Source organism: Sodalis sp. RH21 (assembly GCF_047324175.1).
In the GTDB taxonomy this organism is placed as follows: domain Bacteria; phylum Pseudomonadota; class Gammaproteobacteria; order Enterobacterales; family Enterobacteriaceae; genus Acerihabitans.
The window spans coordinates 3,049,904-3,072,241 of sequence record NZ_CP178732.1 but is presented as its reverse complement, the minus strand read 5'-3'; the positions used below and the strand labels follow the sequence as shown (position 1 = coordinate 3,072,241).

Here is a 22,338-nt window from a genome sequence, read left to right as displayed (position 1 = left end):
TAGCCAGAAGCTCATCAGCATGCGCTTTAGCATGTCCAAAGCGCATGCTTATGAACGCATTTGCCGACTGGCGCCCGGCGGCTGGCCGATGACGCGCTTGAAGGCACGACTGAATGCGGCTTGAGATGTATAGCCGAGACGCTGGGCGACGGCGTCGATGGACAATCTTTCGTGAATCAGCCATTGACTCGCAAGACGCATCCGCAGCTCCGTGGCATAGCGGAGGGGCGGCACTCCGATGGTTGCATGAAAACGCTGTGCGAAGACAGAACGAGAAACATGAGACTCCGCAGCCAACGCCGCAACCGTCCATGCGCGGCCTGGCTGGCGGTGCAACGCCAATATGGCGCGAGCCAGGCGCGGATCGCGCAATGCCGCAACAAGACCCGAGGCGTTTTCACAACCACATTCGATCCAGCCACGCACGATCATTGCTCCCGCCACCTCAGCGAGCCGGGCCAGAATGCCTGCGAAGCCGATGCGGCCTACGCAGATTTCACGTTTCATTGAGTCAAGAATCGCCAGCAAGTCTGGGTAGCGCTGCTCTTGTGTGTCAGCCACCATGACGCTTGGCATCAGTTTGCCGAGTCCCTGCATTGCACCGAGATCGAACTCCATGCAGCCGTAAAAGAGAACCGCACTGGGGGTAGGGTGCGTACTGGGGCATGTGTTCACCCCGCTCACGGCCTCGCCGAGGGGCGCCGCGTCGAATTTGTCGATGTCCTGAAATGAAACTTCGGAATCTGATAGCAGTTGGTGAGTCTCGCCTTGAGGCATGAACACGGCGCTACCCGCAGACAACTCATGCAACGTACCATCACTGGTGCGCAGTACCGCATTGCCGACGGCCAGGAAATGGAAGTAAGCATGTCCCGGCCTGGTATCGAAGCCCAGGCCAAAAGTGGGGCCGGTCTGGATGCGGCGGTACTGGACACCATGTAGGCGCATGCCGGTCAGCAGTTCGCTGATGAGATCTGACGATAGGGCAAATTGTTCTTGTTGAGTCATTTTCGGCGTTTCGAGCAAAACATCAAGACTTAGCATCATAGATCATCCTGTATTCCGACGCTAGACTTGCGGCTACAACCGATATCTAGGGATGTTCGAGATGAGCAATGATTTTTTTGATGGCCGACCAACTGCCAACTCAGGCAGCGCGGCCGGCGTAGCCCCTGCGGCACCAGCTTGGATGGCCGTGTTTTCACTGGCAACGGGTGTGTTCGGGTTGCTGACGGCGGAATATCTACCCGCCAGCCTGTTGACGCCAATGGCAACCGATCTCGGCGTGTCGGAGGCTCTAGCCGGTCAAGCGGTGACGGTAACAGCCGTCGTGGCCCTGTTTGCCGGGCTGCTGGTGCCGGGTCTGACACGCAGGTTTGATCGGCGCGTCGTCTTGTTGGCTTTTACCGTGCTGATGATCGCCTCCAACTTGCTTGTGGCGTTGTCCTCCAGCCTGGCGGTATTACTGGTGATGCGCATTCTGCTGGGCATCGCGTTGGGGGGCTTTTGGAGCATGGCGGCAGCCGTCGCTATGCGGCTGGTGCCCGCGAAGTTAGTGCCGCGAGCGCTATCCATAATCTTCAGCGGCATCGCTATCGGGACGGTGGTTTCTGTGCCGTTGGGAAGCTACTTGGGGGGACTCTATGGCTGGCGCAGCGCATTTGTAGCGGCAGCGGTTGTTGGAGGGTTAACACTGGTCTTCCAATTGTTCACGCTGCCCCGTATGACTCCGCGCAAGATGGTGCGCACCGCATCGGTTCTGGAATTGCTCCGCCGCCCAGGCATTGGGATCGGGATGATGGGCTGCGTGCTTGCCCATACGGGCCAATATGCATTGTTCACCTATATCCGCCCCGCTCTGGAAAGCGTGGCCCACATTGATGTCGACGGTTTGTCTCTGATGCTCCTGGGGTTCGGTGTCGCCAACTTCGTCGGTACGCTGCTGGCCGGCTGGCTGATGGAACGTAGCCTGCGCGCCACTTTGTTATTGATGCCTGCGCTGGTGGGCGTGGCGGCGTTCGGCATGATATGGCTCCCCGTCCACGAAACAGGCCTGATGCTGCTGGTGGCTTTGTGGGGGTTGGCTTTCGGCGGCGTGCCGGTGGCATGGTCAAACTGGGTAGCGCGTGCCGTCCCCGATCAAGCGGAGACCGCTGGCGGCATGGTCGTCGCGGCGGTGCAATCGTCAATAGCCGCCGGCGCCGCATTGGGCGGCATGGTGTTCGGTTTTGGCGGAGTCACGGGCGTCTTTGTCACCGCGGGCGCCGTGATGCTGCTCGCTGCGCTCGTGATTGCCCTTTGTGTTCGAGTGCAATCCCTGGCTGACGGAGAACACGCGTCGGGAAATCTTGGCGGAAGCGGCTCAATCGAAGCGCCTTGTTGCGGGAATGCACGTTGATTTTCCGGGAGTTGCGCATGTAATCCGAGCAGGAGAAAGGTTCACCCTCCTGCCTGGGCCGTGGAACAACTCGCTTGCAGATTATTAGGCCAAGAAGAACTCGGCGCATTGTTGCTGGCCCTCAGCACGCAGCAGACCTGTATGGGCAAGTTGTTCCGGGATCACATCCCGCGCGTTTTCGCGACTTTGCAACTTGCCGCAATGGTGCGGGGAGAAACGGTGCCGCACCATTGCGCCTCGCTGCTGCGCCATTGCAACCGGCCTATGTCTTGCTGATGCTGGCTTTTCTGGCCGAATTGGCCCTGTCCCGGCGTACGGCTGAAACTATCATTGGTCGCCCTGGGGCATTAGCGTCACATTCTCCTGTTATCGGTGATGTCGGCGCTGGTAAACCGACGGCGAAAAATGGCCCCATACCGGGACCGATTCATCTCCAACTATCCCGGATGGTCTTGCTGCCGGTCAGATCGCATCCAGCGTCATAACCCGGCCGCCGATCTTTTCAAGGCGGGCAAAATAGGCCGCCGGCTCAAGCAACTGGTAAGGGAAGTACAGGCCGGGGCGGGTTGCCGGCTGGTTGTCCAGCCCGGTCAGCCGCTCAAGCGCCAAAGCGACGCCAAGCGCGGTGAGCGGCATCTGCCCCTGTGGATGAAAAATGGCGTGGCGGGTACGCAGCGGCTGGCCGGCTTTATCTTCACCGGCGAGTTCGATAATGATCTCGGTTGACATCGGCTCGCCCCTGCGTCTGGTCGAGCTGACACTGACGCCCAGGTTGAACTGCACGTTCGGCGCACCGGTCTCTATACCCAATCCCATGATATCAAACGGAGATAAAGCCACGGCCTCCGTTTTGGTGCCGTCGATCGCGTGAAACTGCGCTTGGGCCTGCTCGCCAATGCGCCAGAAAAAAGCGCCATCCCGGCGGGTGAGCGCCGCTGGCATGATTTCGCCCAGGCGATGCATATCAATTTCTGCCGCCGGGCCGCCGGTATCCTGCTCGTCCAGCAGCGCGCCGAGGGTAATATCGTCTAGCCGGCTGAACACTTTGGCGAATTCAAGCGTCGGCACCGTCACCGCGCCGACCAGCCATTCGGCGCCGAGCACCACCGCCGACGCGGTAGGCTGCTGCATATAGGCGGCCACTTCCGGAGCAATTTCCGATGCGCCCGATGAAATGCTGATTTGCGGCACGCCGCGCGACTGGGCGAAACGCAGGGTCGCCAACGTGTCGTCTTTGACAAAAACGGCAACCGCGCCGATCGGCCGCTCGCCGAGGCCAAGATCCGCGGCGGCGAGATTAAGCGCTATGCCTGCGGCATTGCCTATTCCGGCAGCGACGGCCTGAGCCTTGGCCAGATCGCGGCCGCCGATCAGCAGGGGAACATCGGGACAGGCAGCACGAAGATATTGAGCCGTGCGGCGTCCCACAACACCGGAGCCGCCAACCAGGAGAACAGGAGCGAGTGACATTGCGATACCTCTCGATTTACGTTAGATTAACCTACGTTAAGTAGTCTACTATTGGTAAGTTACCAATGGCACGAGTTTAAGTTACTAATGGTAGGTTTTCAAGGGCGGTGAATAAATATGAAAAAACACCTGAACCAGCGGCTACCAAGCCGTCTTCCGGCCGGCTTTCGAAAGCGGAACGGCGGCGCCAGCTGCTGGATACTGTGCTGGTGATTATCCGCGAGGAGGGGGCCGATCGACTCACCTTGGGTCACCTGGCGGTTCGTGCCGGCGTCTCCAAGCCCATTACCTACGAACATTTCAACACTCGAGCCGGACTGCTGACGAACTCTACCAGTCTCTTGACCAGCAACAGGCACTGCAAAAGGCCTTGGTCAATGTCCAGACCAACCTGGAAGACACGGCAAGTGTTCAGCGGATACCAGCGGTGAATGGCATGCGATAGGCGCGGCTCTGGCGGGCAGCGAGGAAATGGGGGCGGTGTAACAAGAACTGATCGATGGCTATGTCAAGCTGTTCGCCTCGGCGCTGGCGCCGCACGGCACGCTGTCACCTAATGAACTGCAACGGCGTTGCGTCGGTATTATCGGCGCGGGCGAAGCGCTGTCGGCGATAATGATCCGGGGGCAGTGCAGCGAGCGGGGGGCGGCCGTCACATTTGCCTCGCTTATCAGGGGCGGGATTGACGCGTCCTCTTAACTACCCCGGCGCGACCGGGGAAAGCTATGCGCCCGAACTGACGCGAACCGCCAGTTTTACCGGCAGCAGGTAATTATCCGCTTGTTTTTTATCAAGTAATAATTTGAGCGCTTCACGTTCCTCATAAGGTCTTTTCCTGTTGTGGTTGGTAGTACATAATTGATTAATGTTCGAACACCACACGGCGCCTTTATGGCATCTATTCTGAAGTGAGAGGGAATTCTTTATGGGTGTGCCGCAAACAAAATCTGAATTGCTTTCAGTTATTGATAAAAACTTTAATAAATTAATCGGTTATCTTAACGCTATTCCGCCTGAACTCACGTCAGACAAATCAATGGATGGGCATGCAAAAGGCACGGAGATGAGTGTACGTGATCTGGTTTCATATCTGCTCGGATGGAATACCTTGGTAGTAAAGTGGATCACTTCTGACGCTAAAGGGCTGCCTGTCAATTTTCCAGAAACCGGCTATAAGTGGAATCAGCTTGGGCTTCTGGCTCAAAAATTTTACTCTGATTATAAAAAGTTAAAATATAACTCGTTAATAACTGAGCTTCAGGCAGTAAAAGATGAAATCGTGAAGGTTATTGATGAGCGCACTGATGACGCTTTGTATGGAAAACCATGGTACACAAAATGGACTATGGGACGAATGATCTCGTTTAACACATCTTCGCCTTATGCCAATGCTAATGGAAGATTAAGAAAGTGGGCGAAGAATAATAATATCAGCTTAAAGTAAGCATCCATTGCAAAGCCGGCACGCGATAATGGCATTAATGGCAATTGCTGCTCAACTGATGCCATCACCCTTACGTTCACCTCATCAATAAGATCAAAGATCTCCTGCCGTGGAACCTCAACTTCCTGTTGAATAATTGTCAATACGCCGCTGGGCGTACGTATATGGTCTTCCCCCGTATTGCAAGAAACAACAGTCAATATAAATAAACTTCTCTGGCAATAAATTCCAATTCATGGAAATAAGAGCGTATTTATCTGTTTGCTAATAATTAATCTTCGAAAGAAATCTCAGTCAGATCGGATAATAATATTGCCGGCCTGAAACACCTCCAGTTTGTATCTGCGTTCTTACACCTATCTTTTTAATAATCTGTACCAGTGGGAACTGGCAAGGCGTCGACGTTTTTTTTCTGCACTTACTAATTCAAAATGCTGGCCAAATACATTTTCAATTACTGAAGGTGATAATTTCAAATCCCGGGGTGAGGTATCCATGGCCCAGATGAGATGTGTACCACCGGGTTTTAGCAGGCGATTGACCTCTGATGTGTATTCCATTTGCCCCAACCGATCGAGACAATGAAAACAGCCAATATCAAAAGAAATGTCGAATGGCCCGGTGATATCTTGAAGATGGGTGACATCACCGACATAAAAATCCGGTGATCTATACCCTTCACGTACACGTTCGCGGGCTTTCTGAATCGCAACGGCTGAGAAGTCTACTGAGGTCATTTTGACTCCCTCTTTTGCAAAATAGTCTGAAAACAGACCAATACCGCAGCCAAGTTCCAAGGCATTTTCAGGGGTGGTTTCCTGGAACAAAGCTTTCAGTTCTGTTGGAACACGAACATCCGTCCACATGAGATGCCCGATTCCAGAGCGATACGCTTCATCGAAGTCAGCGTTTTTATCCGGTGCGTCCATATTGATCCCTTACTTAACATATAAAATATGACCGATTTGTCGCTTGTGTATAGCATGCTATCTATAGTACATAGTATACTATGAAAATCAACGACAATTCTCAGTGGGCGCCAGAGTCCCTCACAACTTTCTGGATAAACCAGGCATCCCGCCTGCTTATGCGCACGTTTGAGCAACAACTCCGTCCGCTAAATTTCGGTATGGCCTATCTTCCCGTTGCTATCGCATTAGAGGAAAAGGGGGATATGCAACAAAAACAACTTGCTGAATATGCCAGTGTTGAACAACCTACCATGGCGGCGTTGCTGGTTCGGATGGAACGGGATGGCTTGATTGTTCGCAAACCTCATCCGGTGGACAAACGGTCAAGTTACATTTCGCTCACCGAGCAGGCGCGAGCGACGCTTCCTCAGGTAAAAGAAAACCTTTTTGGTGTGGTAGAGCAGGCAACCCGTGGGATGACCGAGGGGGAGTGTTCGGCACTGATTTCGTCATTACAACGACTGATAAACAACCTTGAACCCCGAGAATAATGGCATTTGTTCATCAGTGGGGCTGATTTTCCTGTTTAAACGAAAGTAGGTTGCCCGCGAAATGCCGGTCTTTTCCATAACCAGTCTAGCGGGTTGTTGCTGGTGAATAAGTGTCATTGCCCCGTCTGATTCCAGACGGGGTTTACGCCCAAATTTAACCCCGGCAGCCATAGCAACCAGCCGGCCATCGTTGGTACGCTCAAGAATATGTTCTCGTTCAGCTACAGCGGCCAAAATCTGCATGGCCATTTTCCCCATTGTCACACAGTAGCACTTTAGGATTGGTGATGGTGGTGATAAAACCGCGAGCCAGCAGACGACGGGGCTGATACCTGGGATAAAGCCGGGATCTACCTCCAGCGTCGGCGCCGCATTACTTGCACTTCGTCTCCAAACGGAGCCCTATAACTTCTGATTGCCCCATCTCGATGATACCGGCGAATGACGCCTTGGCGAGGCGTCGTTTGCCGGTTCACCTTGACCCCGCGTGTCATCTGATGCAGGTACCATGCCGGCACTATGCCGGCACTATGCCGACACTATGCCTACATTATGCTGCAGGGCCGGGGCACCCTTACAAACGCTCGACAACCATCGCAATACCCTGACCGCCGCCGATGCACAAGGTAGCCAATCCCAGGGTTTTATCCCGTGCCTGCATAGCATACAGCAGTGTTACCAGGATACGGGCGCCGCTGGCGCCTATCGGGTGGCCCAGCGCAATGGCGCCGCCGTTGACATTGACTTTCTCCTCATCCCATTGCAGCGCGTTGCCCACGGCGGCGAACTGGGCGGCAAACGCCTCGTTGGCCTCGATCAAATCGATATCGGACAACGCGACCCCGCTGTTTTTCAGCGCCGCCAGGGTAGCGGGCACCGGCCCCATGCCCATCAGAGCGGGTTCGACGCCGGCGCTGGCGTAGCCGCGGATACGCGCCAGGGGGTTTAGCCCCAAGTCGCGCGCCATGTGTTCCGACATCACCACCAATGCCGCTGCGCCGTCATTTATTCCGGAAGCGTTGCCCGCCGTCACCGTGCCGTCCTGGCTAAAGGCGGGGCGCAGGCCGGCCAGCTTTTCCAGCGACGTTTCAGCCCGGGGATGCTCGTCGGTGGCAAACACCCGATCGCCTTTTTTACCTTTAATCACCACCGGGGTGATCTCCCGCACAAACGCGCCGGCGGCAATGGCGGCGGCGGCCTTTTGCTGCGAGGCAAAGGCAATACCGTCCTGCGTCTCGCGGCTGATGCCATGCGCGGTCGCCACGTTTTCCGCCGTGATCCCCATATGATAACCCTCCATGGCGCACATCAGGCCGTCCTGCAGGATTACATCCCGCACCTCATCGTTGCCCAGCCGATACCCCAAGCGCGCTCTGCTGCCCAGCAGATAGGGTGCCAGGCTCATATTTTCCATCCCGCCGGCGACAATCACCCCGGCGTCGCCGGCGCGGATGGCCTGCGCCGCCAGCGCCACGCTTTTTAAACCGGAACCGCACACTTTATTGACGGTCAGCGCGCCGACCCGGTACGGGATACTGCCTTTCAGCGCCGCCTGGCGCGCCGGGTTCTGTCCCAGCCCGGCCTGCAGCACGTTACCCATGATCGCTTCATCAATCATATCCGCGTCAATACCGGCTCGGCTCAAGGCCGCCTCAATCACCAGGGCGCCCAGATCCACCGCCGGCGTCGAGACCAGCGAACCGTTAAAACTGCCCACCGCGGTACGGGTGGCGCTGACGATTACCACGTTATCCATGATTTTTGTCCTTAAAACAGAAGAAGGCCGATAATAAAAATCGGACAGGAAAACAACAGGGCGGTGACGCAGTAGCCCATGATGTCGCGCACGCCCAATCCGGCGATGGCCAGGGCGGGCAGCGCCCAAAAGGGTTGCGCCATGTTCATCCACTGTTCGCCGTAGGCTATCGCCATGGTGGCTTTGCCCAGATCGGCGCCCAATGCCTTGGCGGCGGGGATCACGAACGGCCCCTGGATAACCCAATGCCCGCCCCCCGACGGCACGGCGAAATTGATCAGCGCCGAGCTGAAGAAGGTCATGATCGGGAAGGTATCTTTATTGGCGACGTCGATAAAAAATTGGGTGATCATGCCGCCCAGGCCGGAGTGCTCCATCATCAGTTGGATACCGGCATAGAACGGGAACTGCACCAGGATGCCGGCCGTGCTGCGCGCGGCGGCGGTAATGGCCCGCATATAGGCCATCGGGGTTTTGTGCAACAGTAAACCGGCAATCAGAAACATCAGGTTGACGGTGTTGATCGTCAGGTTAAAGCCGTTTTTCCAGAAATACATGCCCAAGTAGCACAGGCCGATGGCGCTGATGATCAGGGTGATGATCCGGCTTTCCTCCATCCTTTGCGCAATCGAGGCGTCGGCGGCCAATTTTTTCTGGAAATCGGGTTCTTCCTGCAACAATGCCGGGTCAATGGTTATCACCCGGCCGGCTTGTGGCACCATCATGCGGGTGACGAAGGGCAGCACCACTATCAGCGCCAGAATGATAAAAATGTTATACCCCGCCAGCAAGGTATGGCTCACCGGGATAATGCCGGCGATATGCTCCACCGGATTGCCTGGCGTCGCCGCCAGCAGCGGCATGGACCCCGAAAAGCCGCCGCCCCAAGTCATAAACCCGATATAGGCGCAGGCAATCAGCAGCGGATAATCGGAACCCGGCACCCGCCGCGCCACCTCGCGGGCAAACATCGCCCCGACGATAAGACCGAACCCCCAGTTGATGACGCAGGCCACCAGCCCGAAGAACGTCACCAGCATCACGCCCTGCGTCGGGGTTTTCGCCAGGGAGGCGATATCCTTCAGCAGGCGCTTGACCGGGGACGAGCTGGCAAGGGCATGGCCGGTGACGATAATCAAGGCCATCTGCATGCCGAAGGCGAGCAGGTTCCAAAAACCGTCTCCCCACATCTGCACCATATCCAGCGGCGTATGCGGGGTGAAGGCCAGTCCGATGCCAAACATCAGCATGGTCAGCAGCATGGCGAAGATCAGCGGATCGGGCAGGTAACGGTTCACCACCACCGTCATGGCATGTGCGATTTTTCCAATCATAAGTCCGCCCCGGCCATGCCGATCGGCATCTCTTTGACGTCGTCGGCCACCTGATACTGCGCGGCGGTTCGCGCAAGGATGGCCTCAAGCGTAACCCCGGGCGCGTACTCTTTCAGCACCAGCGCACCGTGGCTGAAAACAAACACCGCCAGTTCAGTCACCACCACGCTGACCTTGTTTTTCGCCGTAAGCGGCAGGGTACATAACGGCATGATTTTCGCCGAGCCGTCTTTGGCGTTATGTTCCATGGCGATGATGACCTTGCGCGCGCCGGTCACCAGATCCATGGCGCCGCCCATGCCCGGCACCATTTTGCCCGGCACCATCCAGTTGGCGAGATTGCCCTGCTGATCGACCTGCAGACCGCCCAGAACGCTGACATCCACATGGCCGCCGCGTATCAGGGCAAACGAGAAGGCGCTGTCGAACATCGCTCCGCCCGCCACCAGGCCGCAGGGTTTGCCGCCGGCGTCCACCAGGCTGGCGTCCGGCCGGGTCACGGGGCCCAGGCCAAGAAAGCCGTTTTCCGATTGCAGGGTGATATCGATATGCCGCGGCAGATAATTCACCACCTGGGTCGGCAGGCCGATGCCCAGGTTCACCACATCACCATCGTTCAGTTCCAGCGCCACGCGGCGCGCAATGCGTTCTTTGGCGTTCATGCCTGTATCTCCAGGGGAATAACGAGGTAGTCGACCAGCGCGCCCGGTGTAACGATATGTTCCGGCGGCAGGTCGCCAATGGCGACAAGACTGTCGGCCTCGGCGAACACCCGATCGGCGGCCAGGGCAATTAGCGGATTAAAGTTGCGGGCGGTGAGCCGGTAGGTCAGGTTGCCGCCGTAATCGGCGGTGTGCGCCTGTATCAGCGCTAGGTCGGCGTGCAGCGGTAGTTCCAGCAGGTAGTCCACCCCGTTCAGGGTGATTTTCTGTTTGCCCTCTTCCACCACGGTACCGACGCCGGTAGGGGTCAGCACGCCGCCCAGTCCGCCGCCGCCACAGCGGATGCGTTCGATCAGCGTGCCCTGGGGGACCAGTTCAACCTCAATCTCGCCGGCGATCATACGCCTGCCGGTTTCAGGGTTGGTGCCGATATGGGAGGCAATCACTTTCACCACTCGGCCGCTGGCTATCAACGGTCCGACGCCGGTATCCACAAATGCGGTGTCGTTGCCGATCAGCGTCAAATCCTGTACGCCGGAATCCAGTAAGGCTTCGACCAGGCGCGCGGGAGTGCCCACGCCCATAAAGCCGCCGAACATAATGGTCATGCCATCATGAAAATGTGGGGTGACATCGGTTATTGTTATGCGTTTATCTTTCATCGTAACTCCTTGGTTTTCTCCACGCTGGGAGTGTTTAAGGAATTGCAATGGACAGACCAAGTATGGGAGGGAGGAAATAAAAAATAACGCTGGAGCAATCAATTGAAAAACAACAGTAATAAAAGTATGTCAACGATAAATGATATTAATCATCAACCTCAGACTGTGAAATTAATTGCGCGGGTGTGCAGATTTTTTCTCACTCCCCCGACTATATTTGTGACCGGTATTAAATAAAGGGCAATAGCTGTTTCAGACAACGGCGCCACTAACGCATAACATTAATGCGGATATGGCTGGCATGTCCGTAACAACTGGTTAGATATAATCGCCGATATCCGCGACGGGGATGATATGTTAAACGTTATCGGCGTATATTAATATATTGTTTAATTATTCAATGCAATATTCCTGTAATTTATAGATCAACGCGCGGCGGCTGATGCCCAACGCCTTGGCGGTCTGCACCCGATTGCCCTGGTTAATCCCCAATGCTTTACTGATAAATTCTTTTTCAAATGATTTGACATGCTCTTTTAAATTCAGCTCGCGGGCCTGGCAGTTTATGCCCCCATCCACCGGATCAGCAGCCTTGTCCGGTTGCAACTGATCGGGGAGATCGTCGATAAAAATCATATAGCCGGTGCTCATGATCACCGCCCGTTCCACGGCATTGGACAGCTCGCGCACGTTTCCCGGCCAGCGGTAGCCTTCCAGGGCGGCCAAGGCGCCGACATCAAACCCGATGATTTCCTTGTTGTTATCGGCATTGAATTTTTGCAGGAAATAACGGGCCAGCAGCAGAATATCCTGCGGGCGCTCTCGCAGCGGCAGCGACGACAGCTGCATCACATTCAGCCGGTAATAGAGATCGCGGCGAAATTCCCCTTGTTCAATCATCGCGGCGAGATCGCGGTTGGTGGCGGCAATGATACGGATATTGGTTTTAATCGTCCGGCTGCCTCCTAGCCGTTCAAACTCCTGTTCCTGCAGCACTCGCAGCAATTTCACCTGCAAGTTAAACGGCATTTCCCCGATTTCATCCAGCAGCAGGGTGCCCTGGTTGGCGCGCTCAAACAGCCCCTGGCGCTGCATCTGCGCCCCGGTAAACGCCCCTTTTTCATGGCCGAACAGCTCGCTTTCCAGCAGTGATTCCGGCAATGCGCCGCAGTTCACTTTGATAAAAGGCCCTTTGCATCGCGGGCTATTATAATGAATGGCCTTGGCAATCAATTCCTTACCGGTGCCGCTTTCGCCGGTTACCAGCACGCTGGCGCTGCTTTGCGCCACTTTGGCTATGGTGCGGCACAGCTCCATCATTTTCGGATTATTAGTCAAAAAACGATCGCAATGATAACTATCGGACAGCTCGCGGTGCAGCAGGTTGATTTCCTGTTTCATTTCCCGTAATTGTAGAGCACGGCCCATTAGCAGCTTTAATTCATCCAGTTCAAAGGGTTTTACCACATAATCAAACGCTCCCAGGCGCAGCGCTTCCACCGCTGTTTCAACTGCGGCATAGGCGGTCATCAGGATAACAGGCACATCCTGATATATACCGCGCATCGCTTGCAGCGCCTCGATGCCATTGATATTCGGCATGCGGATATCCATTAATACAATATCCGGCTTATGTTGCCTGAATAGCGCAATAGCCTGTTCGCCGTCATCGGCACAAATAATCTGATGCCCGTGTTGCGAAAATACGGCGGCAAGCATAATGCGAACGCTTTTTTCGTCGTCGGCGATAAGAATACGATAAGGCTGGTTCATAGAACGATCCCGTAGTTTTTTTTGATGGGAAGAATCAGTGTCACCGTTGTTCCCTGCTGGAGTTCACTGTCGATCATAATATCCCCGGCATGATCGTTAATAATCCGCTGGGCAATAGATAAACCCAGGCCGGTGCCGGACGGCTTGGTGGTAAAGAACGGCGTAAATATTTTTTTCCGCGTCTCGGGACTCATGCCGATACCGGTATCGGTAATTTGAATACGTATTTTATTCGGCTTCTGGAGTCCAGTGGATATCGTCACATCCCCCCTGGCCGGAATGGCTTGCACCGCGTTGATCATTAAATTCAGCATCACCTGTTTGAGTAATCCTGCGTCCGCCTCTATCTCCGGCACGGTTTCATCCAGCAGGATATGGAAGTCGATGCGGCTGTTAAGCGCATTGGTGTGCACCAGCACCAGTGTTTCGCGGATAATCTGGTCAATGGCAATGGGCTGAAAACTGCGTCTGTGGGGGCGGGCAAACTCTAATAATTGTTCTATCACTTTATTAATCGAGCGTACTTCCTGCAAGATTATCTGGATATATTCGACACGCTGCGGATCTTTTTCATCTTCTTTCAAATATTGCACAAAACCACTGATGGCGGTAAGCGGATTGCGGATCTCATGGGCCACCCCAGCCATAAGCTCACCCAGCGTCGCCAGCCGCTCGGCCTGGGCGATATGGCGCTGCAGCTCTTTTTGCGCGGTTAAATCGGTAAAGATCACCAGCGCGCCGATAATATCGCCCTGCGCGTTGCGCAGTTGGCTGCTGCTGGCCTTGATTTGCAGTATCTGCTCCTTAGCCGGGTAATCCACCTCAACCCCGATATGTTCAATGCCGCGCATCAACGTGTCCAGCACCGGGCTGTGATAACCCTCTTTTTCAAACAGCGTCTTGTAATGCTTGCCGATCAGCTCGTCGCGCTGGTAACCGGTAATGGCGCGCGCCGCGGGGTTGCACATAATAATGCGGCCATGGATATCCACGCTTATCATGCCGTCGGCGGCGCTTTCCACAATCAGTTCATTGAGCGTGCGCGCCTCGCTCAATGCATGGGAAAGATGATTGATATTATCGGCGATACCGCCCATCTCGCCTTTCAGCGGCGGAATCCGGGTATTTAAATCAAAGGGCAGCCGGCTTAACCCCTGTTTGATCACCTCCACGTCGCGTGACAGGCGGTGGGAAAACGTGACGATCAAAAACAAGCTGCCTATAAGTCCGATGCTTATCACGCTAAAAATACTGGCGTCCATGGCCAACGCCTGTTTATCGATATCATGGGATAATTCATTGGCCCAGATATATCCCACCACCTCGCCATGGCGTTTAATCGGCGTCATGGCATTCATGATATTGCCGCGCACCTGCGAGCCGGTCTTGATCAACGGCTCGCCGGAAGCCATGACCGTGCGGCCGGGATGATCGGCCGGGATGGCGATGCCGACGGTGTTGCCGTACAGCTTTTGCGGCGCATAGGTAATGATGGCATCCAGTTGACGATGGTAATAACCCGCTGCGACGTTGGGAAAGGCGTCGGTGATATTGTCGGTGAGCTGCGATAAATGGCGGTTCAGCGCCTTGATTCGCGCCTCGCGGGGCAAATCGGGGTATAAGCTGAAACTGTCTCTCAGTGCGTTATCCAGCAAATGGGTCACCGCGTACAGTTTGTTTTTCTTCTCGTCGAGCAAGGCGTCCCGTCCTTTTACCTCGACAATATAAGACATCAATAATATGGGCAGGAAAACCATGAATACGGCCAGCAGGATCATTTTGCCGCGCAACGTTTGGGGTACCGGACAAGAAAAGACGGGACGCATGGTAATCGTTTGCCAATAGAAGTGCTTAGTCAGTCAGCGTATCACGGCGTAGACTCCCGCCCTGCGATCTTGTTAACAGGATTGATGACGGCGAATGTTTTACCTAAGCGGAGATAGTGGCGCTTAACGGGGGGAGCTGTCTCGCCGTTCAGATTCGCCGCCTGATTGCTTTCGATTAACCCCTGATGCACGGCATAGCGCATGACGTTACATAGGTGCAGCCGCGTGCGGGACGCGACTTCCAGCAGACCTTTTCCTCGATACCTTCCAGCAGGTCCATGAAAAGCACCTAAACCGGGACGGGATTCTTTGCCATTAATACGATACTTGAGATACCAGAGACGAGAGCCACTGGGATTGACCAACGAATACAACCCGCGTGAATCGGACAGTTTTAAAGGTATTGCTAGAGGTTTAAGACTGCGGATTTTCATGTTGTTAAGAGACATTGGGGGTACTCCATAATCGAACTGAAATGATCCCAAATTAGACCACCAATTTTTCCCGATGCGGGGGGTAACCAGAAAATGCATCGGGAAGATTTTTTACGCGAACCTTTTGCATCATAATCATATATGGAGCAACTTGACGCGCAGGCGCGCTTCCAGCTGCTGAATGAGTTGCGTCACCGTGGTTTTGCTCATATGAAGCGTTTGGGCAGCCTTGGTGAAACTACCTGCCTCCACCACGCGAGCAAAGGCGCGCATCGCATCGAAACGATCCTTTCCTTATCCTCTCTTTTCACCGATTGTTTGGATTTTACAAATAATGATGGACAAAGTCGCTTGTTTATCCGCCCGATCTAGCACCTTAAAGTGTCTTTATGTTCACCGGGCAGATTTCGCCCCATTGCAAAGGTACAAACATGACAGCACGCGAAGCGGTTTTTCCCTTCGGTCGGCAGGCGCTCTATGAGCGCAATCGCTATTCACCGGCCATCAAATCCAACGGTTTCTTGTTCGTTTCGGGGCAGGTTGGTAGCTGCGAGGATGGTTCTCCTGAGCACGATCTAAAAGCGCAGGTCAGGCTGGCATTCGATAATCTTAATGCTATTCTCGCGGCTGCGGGCTGCACGTTCGGTGACGTGGTTGACGTTACCCTCTTTGTCGTCGATCCCGAGTCAAACCTCGACGCTATCTGGCGTATCCTGCCAGAATATTGGGGGGAAGCGCCTTACCCTACGTTGACCGGGATCGGCGTGACGTGGCTTTACGGATTCAAGTTTGAGATTAAGGTGATTGCCAGGCTGGCCTAAGCGTTACGGGTCTTTCCGCCAGTCGAAAATTCAACAGGGCAGCCCGCGCTGCCCGTAGAGGCAACAGAGAGATTTCTGAAGTGCTATATGCCGGATCGGGATGGTTTGCCAGACTGGTCTGGATTTACTGATGAGACAGAGGAAAATTTATGAAAGCAGCGGTTTATGACGTGGAAGGCGCTCCCGGCGTCCTGAAATATGTCGATATCCCAGATCCGGTCACAGGGCCTGACGACATCCTGATTTCTGTCGAGGCTATCTCGATTGAAGGTGGAGATCTGATCAACCGCCGTTCAACTCCGCCGCCTCTTCCTTCATGGATCGTCGGCTACGCGGCCGCGGGCACAGTTGTTGCAGTGGGATCGAAAGTCCGTAGCCGTACGGTTGGGGACAGAGTCGCTGCTTTTAACATGCAGGGATCACATGCGGAACGTTGGGCTGTGCCCGCGGAACGAACCTGGCTTATACCAGGTGGGGTGGATACGGCAGAAGCGGCGGTGTTACCGATTTCTTTTGGAACCGCGCATCATTGCCTTTTCACACGAGGCATGCTCCGGCACGGAGAAACTGTCCTTATTCAGGCAGCAGCTGGTGGCGTGGGGCTCGCGGCCGTTCAGCTTGCCTCACAAGCAGGCGCGACGGTCATCGCCGTGGCAAGCGGAACGCAGCGAAGAAGCCGGTTGCTTGAACTTGGTGCCGATCATGTCGTGGATCGTGCAGAGAATAACGTCGTGGACAGTGTCCGACAATACACCCATGGCACCGGTGTTGACCTCGTCATCGATCCGGTGGGGACGACGTTGCCTGCTTCGCTTTCTGCACTCGCTCCGGAAGGACGTCTCGTCTTCCTCGGTAATGCGGGCGGTGGCAGCCTGACCGTCGACTTGTGGCCGCCAATGCAGTCTAACCAGACACTCATGGGGGTATTCATGGGACCCCTTTTTGAAAGGCCCGGGGTTCGGGCAAGTGTGGACGACATGTTGCAGGCTGTAGCAGCAGGGCGCATCAGGGTTGTCATTGACCACATCTTCCCCCTGGCCAACGCTGCCGCGGCCCACGAATTCGCCGAGACAGCGAAACCGCTTGGCCGCATCGTTATGAAGCCATAGCTTGCGTATGCCATCACATTGCTGCCGGGCGTAAGCCAGGGAAACATCGGGATAAGCCCCTAAGCCAAGCCGGGATTCTTTACCATTGATACGATATTTGAGATACCAGAGACGTGAACCGCCGGGATTGATCAAAAGATATAGACCTTGAGAATCGGAAACTTTGAAGGGTTTTGCGGATGGTTTTAAGCTGCGGATTTTTGAGTCGTTAAGAGACATTTGGGGGTCACTCCGTCATCGAACCAACATGACCCCAAATCTGACCACCAAATTCTCCCGAGGCAGAGGGAAAACTAAAAATGCATCGGGAAGATTTTTCACGCTAACTTGTTGAATCAAAATCGTATAGGGATTCGCAAAGCGGCATGAAGACAAGAATCTTGGCTCCTCTGACTGGACTCGAACCAGTGACATACGGATTAACAGTCCGCCGTTCTACCGACTGAACTACAGAGGAATCGCGAGAACGGGGCGAATACTAAAGGCGCGGCCCGGTTTTGTCAAAGCCCTTTTCCGTAAATCGGTCTGAACGGCCAGTTGCTCGCCACTTTGCCGATTAACTGCGCGATTACCCTCAAAATCAACCGCCGATCCCGCCGCTTTTAATGCCGGCGGCCCGTTGCGGCGCTAAAAATATTCATATGCCCGTATGGGCCAGGGAATGCCGATCGAGCCAGCGCGTGCCGTACAACCTGTGTCTGCTTTATGACAAAAGGTGGGTTATTTGTTCAGAACCCGGTCTTCGCCATATTCCCGTTATAAAAAATAACCTTTTTAATCAATATATTGCTTATTTTTAGCCGCTGGTACGTTCCCTGCTTAATAGATAGGGTCAATCGACTAACAGGAGAATGCACATGGCTATCCGTCAATGCGCCATTTATGGCAAAGGTGGCATAGGTAAATCCACCACCACACAAAATCTCGTCGCCGCGCTGGCCGAAATCGGCAAAAAGGTGATGATCATCGGTTGCGATCCGAAAGCGGATTCAACCCGTCTGATCCTGCATGCCAAAGCACAAAACACCATTATGGAACTGGCCGCGGAAGTGGGCTCGGTGGAAGATCTGGAGCTGGAGGATGTACTTCAGATCGGCTATCACGGCATTCGCTGCGCGGAATCAGGCGGCCCTGAGCCGGGCGTAGGCTGCGCGGGACGCGGCGTTATCACCGCCATTAACTTCCTGGAAGAAGAGGGCGCGTATGAAGACGACCTGGACTTCGTATTTTATGACGTGCTGGGCGACGTGGTTTGCGGCGGGTTCGCCATGCCGATCCGGGAAAACAAAGCGCAGGAAATCTATATCGTCTGTTCCGGCGAAATGATGGCCATGTACGCCGCCAACAATATCTGTAAAGGCATCGTGAAATATGCCAAGTCCGGCAAGGTGCGGTTGGGCGGGCTGATTTGCAATTCACGCCAGACCGACCGCGAAGACGAACTGATTATTGCCCTGGCGGAAAAACTCGGCACGCAAATGATTCACTTCGTGCCGCGCCATAACATCGTACAGCGGGCCGAAATCCGGCGCATGACCGTGATTGAATACGATCCGACCTGCGACCAGGCCAACGAATACCGCACCCTGGCAAAAAAGATTGTCGACAACAAAAAAATGATCGTTCCCACGCCGGTCACCATGGACGAACTTGAAGCGCTGCTGATGGAGTTCGGCATCATGGATGTGGAAGACGAAACCATCATCGGTAAAACCGCGGCGGAAGAAGCGCACTTGGCCTAAACCGATCGTCGTTGGTCCCTGGGCCGGCATTCGCTGGCTTAGGATGCTGCCCCATTACCTTACTGTAAGGATATCGCCATGACCGATCTTACCGGCGAACAAACCCTGGCGCTGATTCAGGAAGTATTAGAAGTTTTCCCTGAAAAAGCCCGTAAAGAACGTGCCAAGCATTACATGTTGAGCGATCCGGAAATGGAAAGCGTTGGCAAATGCATCACCTCCAACCGTAAATCCCAGCCCGGCGTGATGACGGTGCGCGGCTGCGCCTATGCCGGTTCGAAAGGGGTGGTATTCGGACCTATCAAGGATATGGCCCATATCTCCCACGGTCCGATCGGCTGCGGCCAGTATTCCCGCGCCGGCCGCCGCAATTATTATACCGGCTACAGCGGCGTCAACGCCTTCGGCACCATGAACTTTACCTCGGATTTCCAGGAAAAGGACATCGTGTTCGGCGGCGATAAGAAATTGACCAAGCTGATTGAAGAAATGGAAACCCTGTTTCCGCTCACCAAGGGCATCACCATTCAGTCCGAATGTCCGGTGGGGCTTATCGGCGACGATATCGAAGCGGTGGCGCGCGAAACGCAAAAACTGCTGAACAAGCCGGTGGTGCCGGTACGCTGCGAAGGGTTCCGCGGCGTGTCGCAGTCCCTGGGGCATCATATTGCCAACGATGTGGTGCGCGACTGGATTTTATCCAACCGTGACGATAAGGCGTTCGAGACCACCCCCTACGATGTGGCGATTATCGGCGACTACAATATCGGCGGCGACGCCTGGGCTTCGCGCATTTTGCTGGAAGAAATAGGCCTGCGCGTGGTCGCCCAGTGGTCCGGCGACGGCACCCTGGTGGAAATGGAAAATACGCCCAAGGTGAAACTGAATCTGGTGCACTGCTACCGCTCCATGAACTATATTTCGCGCCATATGGAAGAGAAATACGGCATTCCCTGGCTGGAATATAACTTCTTCGGCCCGACCAAAATCGCCGAATCCCTGCGCAAAATCGCCGCGCTGTTTGACGAAAAAATCCAGGCCCGGACCGAAGCGGTAATCGCCAAATACCAGGCGCAAACCGATGCGGTGATCGCCAAATATCGGCCGCGCCTGACCGGCAAGCGGGTGCTGCTGTATCTGGGCGGGCTGCGTCCGCGCCACGTCATTGGCGCTTATGAAGATCTGGGCATGGAAATCATCGGCAGCGGTTATGAATTCGCCCATAACGATGACTACGACCGCAGCTTGCCCGATCTGAAAAAAGGCACGCTTTTGTTCGACGATGCCAGCAGCTTCGAGCTCGAAGAGATTATCAAGGCCCTGAAGCCGGACCTGGTCGGTTCAGGCATCAAGGAAAAATACATCTTCCAGAAAATGGGCTTTCCGTTCCGGCAGATGCACTCCTGGGATTACTCAGGTCCCTATCACGGCTATGACGGTTTTGCCGTTTTCGCCCGGGATATGGATATGACCCTCAACAATCCGAGCTGGACCCGGTTGACCGCCCCCTGGCTGAAAACCGCCTGAGAATGTTTGTCTGAAGCCTAAACCCGTCAGTTCACAGATTTGTGGCGCGGGAGGAGAGAATCATGAGTCAGAATGCAGAGAAAACCAAAGCCTGCTATCCGCTGTTCGAACAAGCGGAATATCAGGCGCTGTTTACCAGCAAACGCGAACTGGAAGAAGCCCACGGCGAGGCGCGCGTCAAGGAAGTGTTCGAGTGGACCACCACGGCGGAGTACCAGGAGCTTAACTTCAAACGCGAAGCGCTGACCATCGACCCCGCCAAGGCCTGCCAGCCGCTGGGCGCGGTGCTGTGCTCGCTGGGGTTTGCCAACACGCTGCCTTATGTGCATGGCTCCCAGGGCTGCGTGGCCTACTTCCGCACCTATTTTAACCGCCATTTCAAAGAACCCGTGGCCTGCGTGTCCGATTCCATGACCGAGGACGCGGCGGTGTTCGGCGGCAACAATAATTTGAATGCCGGCCTGCAAAATGCCCATGCGCTGTATAAGCCGCAGGCGATTGCGGTGTCCACCACCTGTATGGCGGAAGTGATCGGCGATGATTTAAGCGCTTTTATCGCCAATGCCAAAAAAGACGGGTTTATCGACGCGGCGGTGCCGGTGCCTTACGCCCATACCCCCAGCTTTATCGGCAGCCATATTACCGGCTGGGATAATATGTTCGAAGGGTTCGCCCGGGAGTATACCGACAAAACCGAGGCGCGGGATTACCAGCCGGGGCGCAACGGCAAGATCAATCTGGTCACCGGTTTTGAAACCTATCTGGGCAATTACCGCGTGCTCAAACGCATGATGGATCAAATGGGCGTCGGCTACAGCCTGCTGTCCGATCCTTCCGAGGTACTCGATACCCCGGCGGACGGCGAATACCGTATGTACGCCGGCGGCACCACCCAGGATGAAATGCGCGACGCGCCCAACGCCATCGACACTCTGCTGCTGCAACCCTGGCATTTGCTGAAAACCAAAAAAATGGTGCAGGAAAACTGGCAGCAGCCGGCGACGCCGGTCAGCGTGCCCATGGGCCTGGACGCCACCGACCAATTATTGATGGCCATCAGCGGGCTGACCGGCAAACCCATCCCCGACGCCCTGACGCTGGAGCGCGGCCGGCTGGTGGATATGATGCTGGATTCCCATACCTGGATTCACGGCAAAAGCTACGGCCTGTACGGCGATCCGGATTTCGTTATGGGTATGACCAAATTCCTGCTGGAGCTGGGCTGCGAGCCGACGGTGATCTTGTGCCACAACGCCAATAAGCGCTGGCAGAAAGAGATGAAAAAAGTGCTGGCGGCATCCCCCTACGGGCAGGAGAGCGAAGTGTTTATCAATTGCGATCTCTGGCATTTCCGCTCGCTGATGTTTACCCGCAAACCGGATTTCATGATCGGCAATTCCTACGGCAAATTTATCCAGCGCGATACCCGGGCCTTGGGCGAGCAGTTCGAAGTGCCGCTGATTCGCATCGGTTTTCCCATCTTCGACCGGCATCATTTGCACCGTATCACCACCTGGGGCTACGAGGGGGCGATGACGGTATTGACCACCCTGGTCAACGCCACGCTGGAAAAACTGGACCGCGATACCATGAAACTCGGCCAGACCGATTATAACTTCGATTTGATTCGCTGACCCACCGGCTCCGGGGAGGTTCCCGGAGCCGCCTTGACCGGAGTAAGCCGCTATGCCGAGTGTGTTATTCAGTAAAAAAGGCGACGATCTCTACTGCTATATCGCCAAGCAGGATTTGGAAGCGAGGGTGGTGCGAATCGAGTTCGATGACGCGGCCTGCTGGGGCGGGACCTTCGAACTGGAAGGCGGCAAGTCCTATTATATTTTTCCGCAGCCCGGGAAACCGCCGTTTCCGGTGCGCATGCGCGCCAGCAAAAATGCCGGACAACCCTAAGGAAAGAGGA

The 22,338-nt window shown here is 55.1% G+C and carries 21 protein-coding genes, 1 tRNA gene and 3 pseudogenes; 10 read left to right on the top strand and 15 right to left on the bottom strand.

The genetic code is table 11. The features are described from left to right. Positions 1-48 precede the first annotated feature (48 nt). Positions 49-1,047, bottom strand: a complete 999-nt coding sequence (locus tag ACL2XP_RS14125) for an AraC family transcriptional regulator (protein ID WP_413733415.1) — start codon at positions 1,045-1,047, stop codon at positions 49-51. 142 nt (positions 1,048-1,189) lie between these two features. On the opposite strand from ACL2XP_RS14125, the gene ACL2XP_RS14120 reads away from it, so the two are divergent. After that, positions 1,190-2,398: an MFS transporter gene (locus ACL2XP_RS14120; RefSeq protein WP_413739156.1), complete on the top strand. Its 1,209-nt coding sequence runs from the start codon at positions 1,190-1,192 to the stop codon at positions 2,396-2,398. Between the two features lie 84 nt (positions 2,399-2,482). Here ACL2XP_RS14120 and ACL2XP_RS14115 read toward each other — a convergent pair whose 3' ends face one another. Together ACL2XP_RS14115 and ACL2XP_RS14110 are read right to left on the bottom strand one after the other, a co-directional pair. Continuing rightward, on the bottom strand, positions 2,483-2,650 hold the full coding sequence (locus ACL2XP_RS14115; protein ID WP_413733414.1) for a hypothetical protein: 168 nt from the start codon (positions 2,648-2,650) through the stop codon (positions 2,483-2,485). A 210-nt stretch (positions 2,651-2,860) separates the two neighbouring features. After that, on the bottom strand, positions 2,861-3,868 hold the full coding sequence (locus tag ACL2XP_RS14110; protein ID WP_413733413.1) for an NAD(P)-dependent oxidoreductase: 1,008 nt from the start codon (positions 3,866-3,868) through the stop codon (positions 2,861-2,863). 107 nt (positions 3,869-3,975) lie between these two features. On the opposite strand from ACL2XP_RS14110, the gene ACL2XP_RS14105 reads away from it, so the two are divergent. Then, positions 3,976-4,299: a TetR/AcrR family transcriptional regulator gene (locus ACL2XP_RS14105; RefSeq protein ID WP_413733412.1), complete on the top strand. Its 324-nt coding sequence runs from the start codon at positions 3,976-3,978 to the stop codon at positions 4,297-4,299. Between the two features lie 494 nt (positions 4,300-4,793). Then, positions 4,794-5,312 (top strand): ClbS/DfsB family four-helix bundle protein, encoded by a 519-nt coding sequence (locus tag ACL2XP_RS14100; protein ID WP_413733411.1) that lies wholly within the window; start codon positions 4,794-4,796, stop codon positions 5,310-5,312. 356 nt (positions 5,313-5,668) lie between these two features. Here ACL2XP_RS14100 and ACL2XP_RS14095 read toward each other — a convergent pair whose 3' ends face one another. Then, positions 5,669-6,241 carry a class I SAM-dependent methyltransferase gene (locus tag ACL2XP_RS14095; RefSeq protein WP_413733410.1) on the bottom strand — a complete coding sequence of 191 codons (573 nt, stop codon included), beginning with the start codon at positions 6,239-6,241 and terminating at the stop codon, positions 5,669-5,671. 80 nt (positions 6,242-6,321) lie between these two features. On the opposite strand from ACL2XP_RS14095, the gene ACL2XP_RS14090 reads away from it, so the two are divergent. Next, the gene (locus ACL2XP_RS14090) at positions 6,322-6,774 is read left to right on the top strand and encodes a MarR family winged helix-turn-helix transcriptional regulator (protein WP_413733409.1); all 453 of its coding nucleotides are present in this window, start codon (positions 6,322-6,324) and stop codon (positions 6,772-6,774) included. Here ACL2XP_RS14090 and ACL2XP_RS14085 read toward each other — a convergent pair. The 9 genes and pseudogenes from ACL2XP_RS14085 to ACL2XP_RS14045 form a co-directional block, all read right to left on the bottom strand. Next, positions 6,736-7,017 (bottom strand): resolvase, encoded by a 282-nt coding sequence (locus tag ACL2XP_RS14085; RefSeq protein WP_413733408.1) that lies wholly within the window; start codon positions 7,015-7,017, stop codon positions 6,736-6,738. The genes ACL2XP_RS14090 and ACL2XP_RS14085 overlap by 39 nt on opposite strands. 331 nt (positions 7,018-7,348) lie before the next feature. Next, positions 7,349-8,530 carry an acetyl-CoA C-acetyltransferase gene (locus ACL2XP_RS14080; RefSeq protein ID WP_413733407.1) on the bottom strand — a complete coding sequence of 394 codons (1,182 nt, stop codon included), beginning with the start codon at positions 8,528-8,530 and terminating at the stop codon, positions 7,349-7,351. An 11-nt stretch (positions 8,531-8,541) separates the two neighbouring features. Further along, a complete protein-coding gene (locus ACL2XP_RS14075; protein WP_413733406.1) occupies positions 8,542-9,864 on the bottom strand; it encodes a TIGR00366 family protein in 1,323 nt (440 codons plus the stop codon). Continuing rightward, positions 9,861-10,526 carry a 3-oxoacid CoA-transferase subunit B gene (locus ACL2XP_RS14070; protein ID WP_413733405.1) on the bottom strand — a complete coding sequence of 222 codons (666 nt, stop codon included), beginning with the start codon at positions 10,524-10,526 and terminating at the stop codon, positions 9,861-9,863. Before ACL2XP_RS14070 ends, ACL2XP_RS14075 begins: the two co-directional genes overlap by 4 nt. Further along, complete coding sequence (gene atoD / locus ACL2XP_RS14065) at positions 10,523-11,188, bottom strand: acetate CoA-transferase subunit alpha (protein WP_413733404.1); 666 nt, start codon at positions 11,186-11,188, stop codon at positions 10,523-10,525. Before atoD ends, ACL2XP_RS14070 begins: the two co-directional genes overlap by 4 nt. Before the next feature lie 393 nt (positions 11,189-11,581). Then, entirely contained in the window at positions 11,582-12,961 is a 1,380-nt protein-coding gene (gene atoC, locus ACL2XP_RS14060; protein WP_413733403.1) for an acetoacetate metabolism transcriptional regulator AtoC, read from the bottom strand. Next, on the bottom strand, positions 12,958-14,787 hold the full coding sequence (gene atoS, locus ACL2XP_RS14055; protein WP_413733402.1) for a two-component system sensor histidine kinase AtoS: 1,830 nt from the start codon (positions 14,785-14,787) through the stop codon (positions 12,958-12,960). The genes atoC and atoS overlap by 4 nt, the downstream gene beginning before the upstream one ends. Before the next feature lie 113 nt (positions 14,788-14,900). After that, positions 14,901-15,236: pseudogene (locus tag ACL2XP_RS14050) on the bottom strand (integrase arm-type DNA-binding domain-containing protein); the annotation flags it as partial. A 126-nt stretch (positions 15,237-15,362) separates the two neighbouring features. After that, positions 15,363-15,494, bottom strand: a pseudogene (locus ACL2XP_RS14045) (LysR family transcriptional regulator); the annotation flags it as partial. A 158-nt stretch (positions 15,495-15,652) separates the two neighbouring features. Between ACL2XP_RS14045 and ACL2XP_RS14040 the strand changes: the two are divergent. Further along, positions 15,653-16,042, top strand: coding sequence for a RidA family protein (locus ACL2XP_RS14040; protein ID WP_413733401.1), 390 nt, complete (start codon positions 15,653-15,655; stop codon positions 16,040-16,042). Positions 16,043-16,191: 149 nt separating this feature from the next. Then, positions 16,192-17,151 (top strand): quinone oxidoreductase family protein, encoded by a 960-nt coding sequence (locus ACL2XP_RS14035; protein WP_413733400.1) that lies wholly within the window; start codon positions 16,192-16,194, stop codon positions 17,149-17,151. On the opposite strand, the pseudogene ACL2XP_RS14030 reads toward ACL2XP_RS14035, so the two are convergent. Further along, positions 17,137-17,370: pseudogene (locus ACL2XP_RS14030) on the bottom strand (Arm DNA-binding domain-containing protein); the annotation flags it as partial. The gene ACL2XP_RS14035 and the pseudogene ACL2XP_RS14030 overlap by 15 nt on opposite strands. A gap of 162 nt (positions 17,371-17,532) precedes the next feature. Then, positions 17,533-17,608 (bottom strand) — tRNA-Asn (locus ACL2XP_RS14025). Positions 17,609-18,008: 400 nt separating this feature from the next. On the opposite strand from ACL2XP_RS14025, the gene nifH reads away from it, so the two are divergent. The 4 genes from nifH to nifT all read left to right on the top strand — a co-directional run bounded on the left by nifH (position 18,009) and on the right by nifT (position 22,328). Next, positions 18,009-18,893: a nitrogenase iron protein gene (gene nifH / locus ACL2XP_RS14020; protein WP_413733399.1), complete on the top strand. Its 885-nt coding sequence runs from the start codon at positions 18,009-18,011 to the stop codon at positions 18,891-18,893. A 78-nt stretch (positions 18,894-18,971) separates the two neighbouring features. After that, positions 18,972-20,420, top strand: a complete 1,449-nt coding sequence (gene nifD, locus ACL2XP_RS14015) for a nitrogenase molybdenum-iron protein alpha chain (RefSeq protein ID WP_413733398.1) — start codon at positions 18,972-18,974, stop codon at positions 20,418-20,420. 62 nt (positions 20,421-20,482) lie between these two features. Beyond that, complete coding sequence (gene nifK, locus ACL2XP_RS14010) at positions 20,483-22,054, top strand: nitrogenase molybdenum-iron protein subunit beta (protein ID WP_413733397.1); 1,572 nt, start codon at positions 20,483-20,485, stop codon at positions 22,052-22,054. Between the two features lie 52 nt (positions 22,055-22,106). After that, positions 22,107-22,328, top strand: a complete 222-nt coding sequence (gene nifT, locus ACL2XP_RS14005) for a putative nitrogen fixation protein NifT (protein WP_413733396.1) — start codon at positions 22,107-22,109, stop codon at positions 22,326-22,328. The last annotated feature ends 10 nt before the right edge of the window (positions 22,329-22,338 follow it).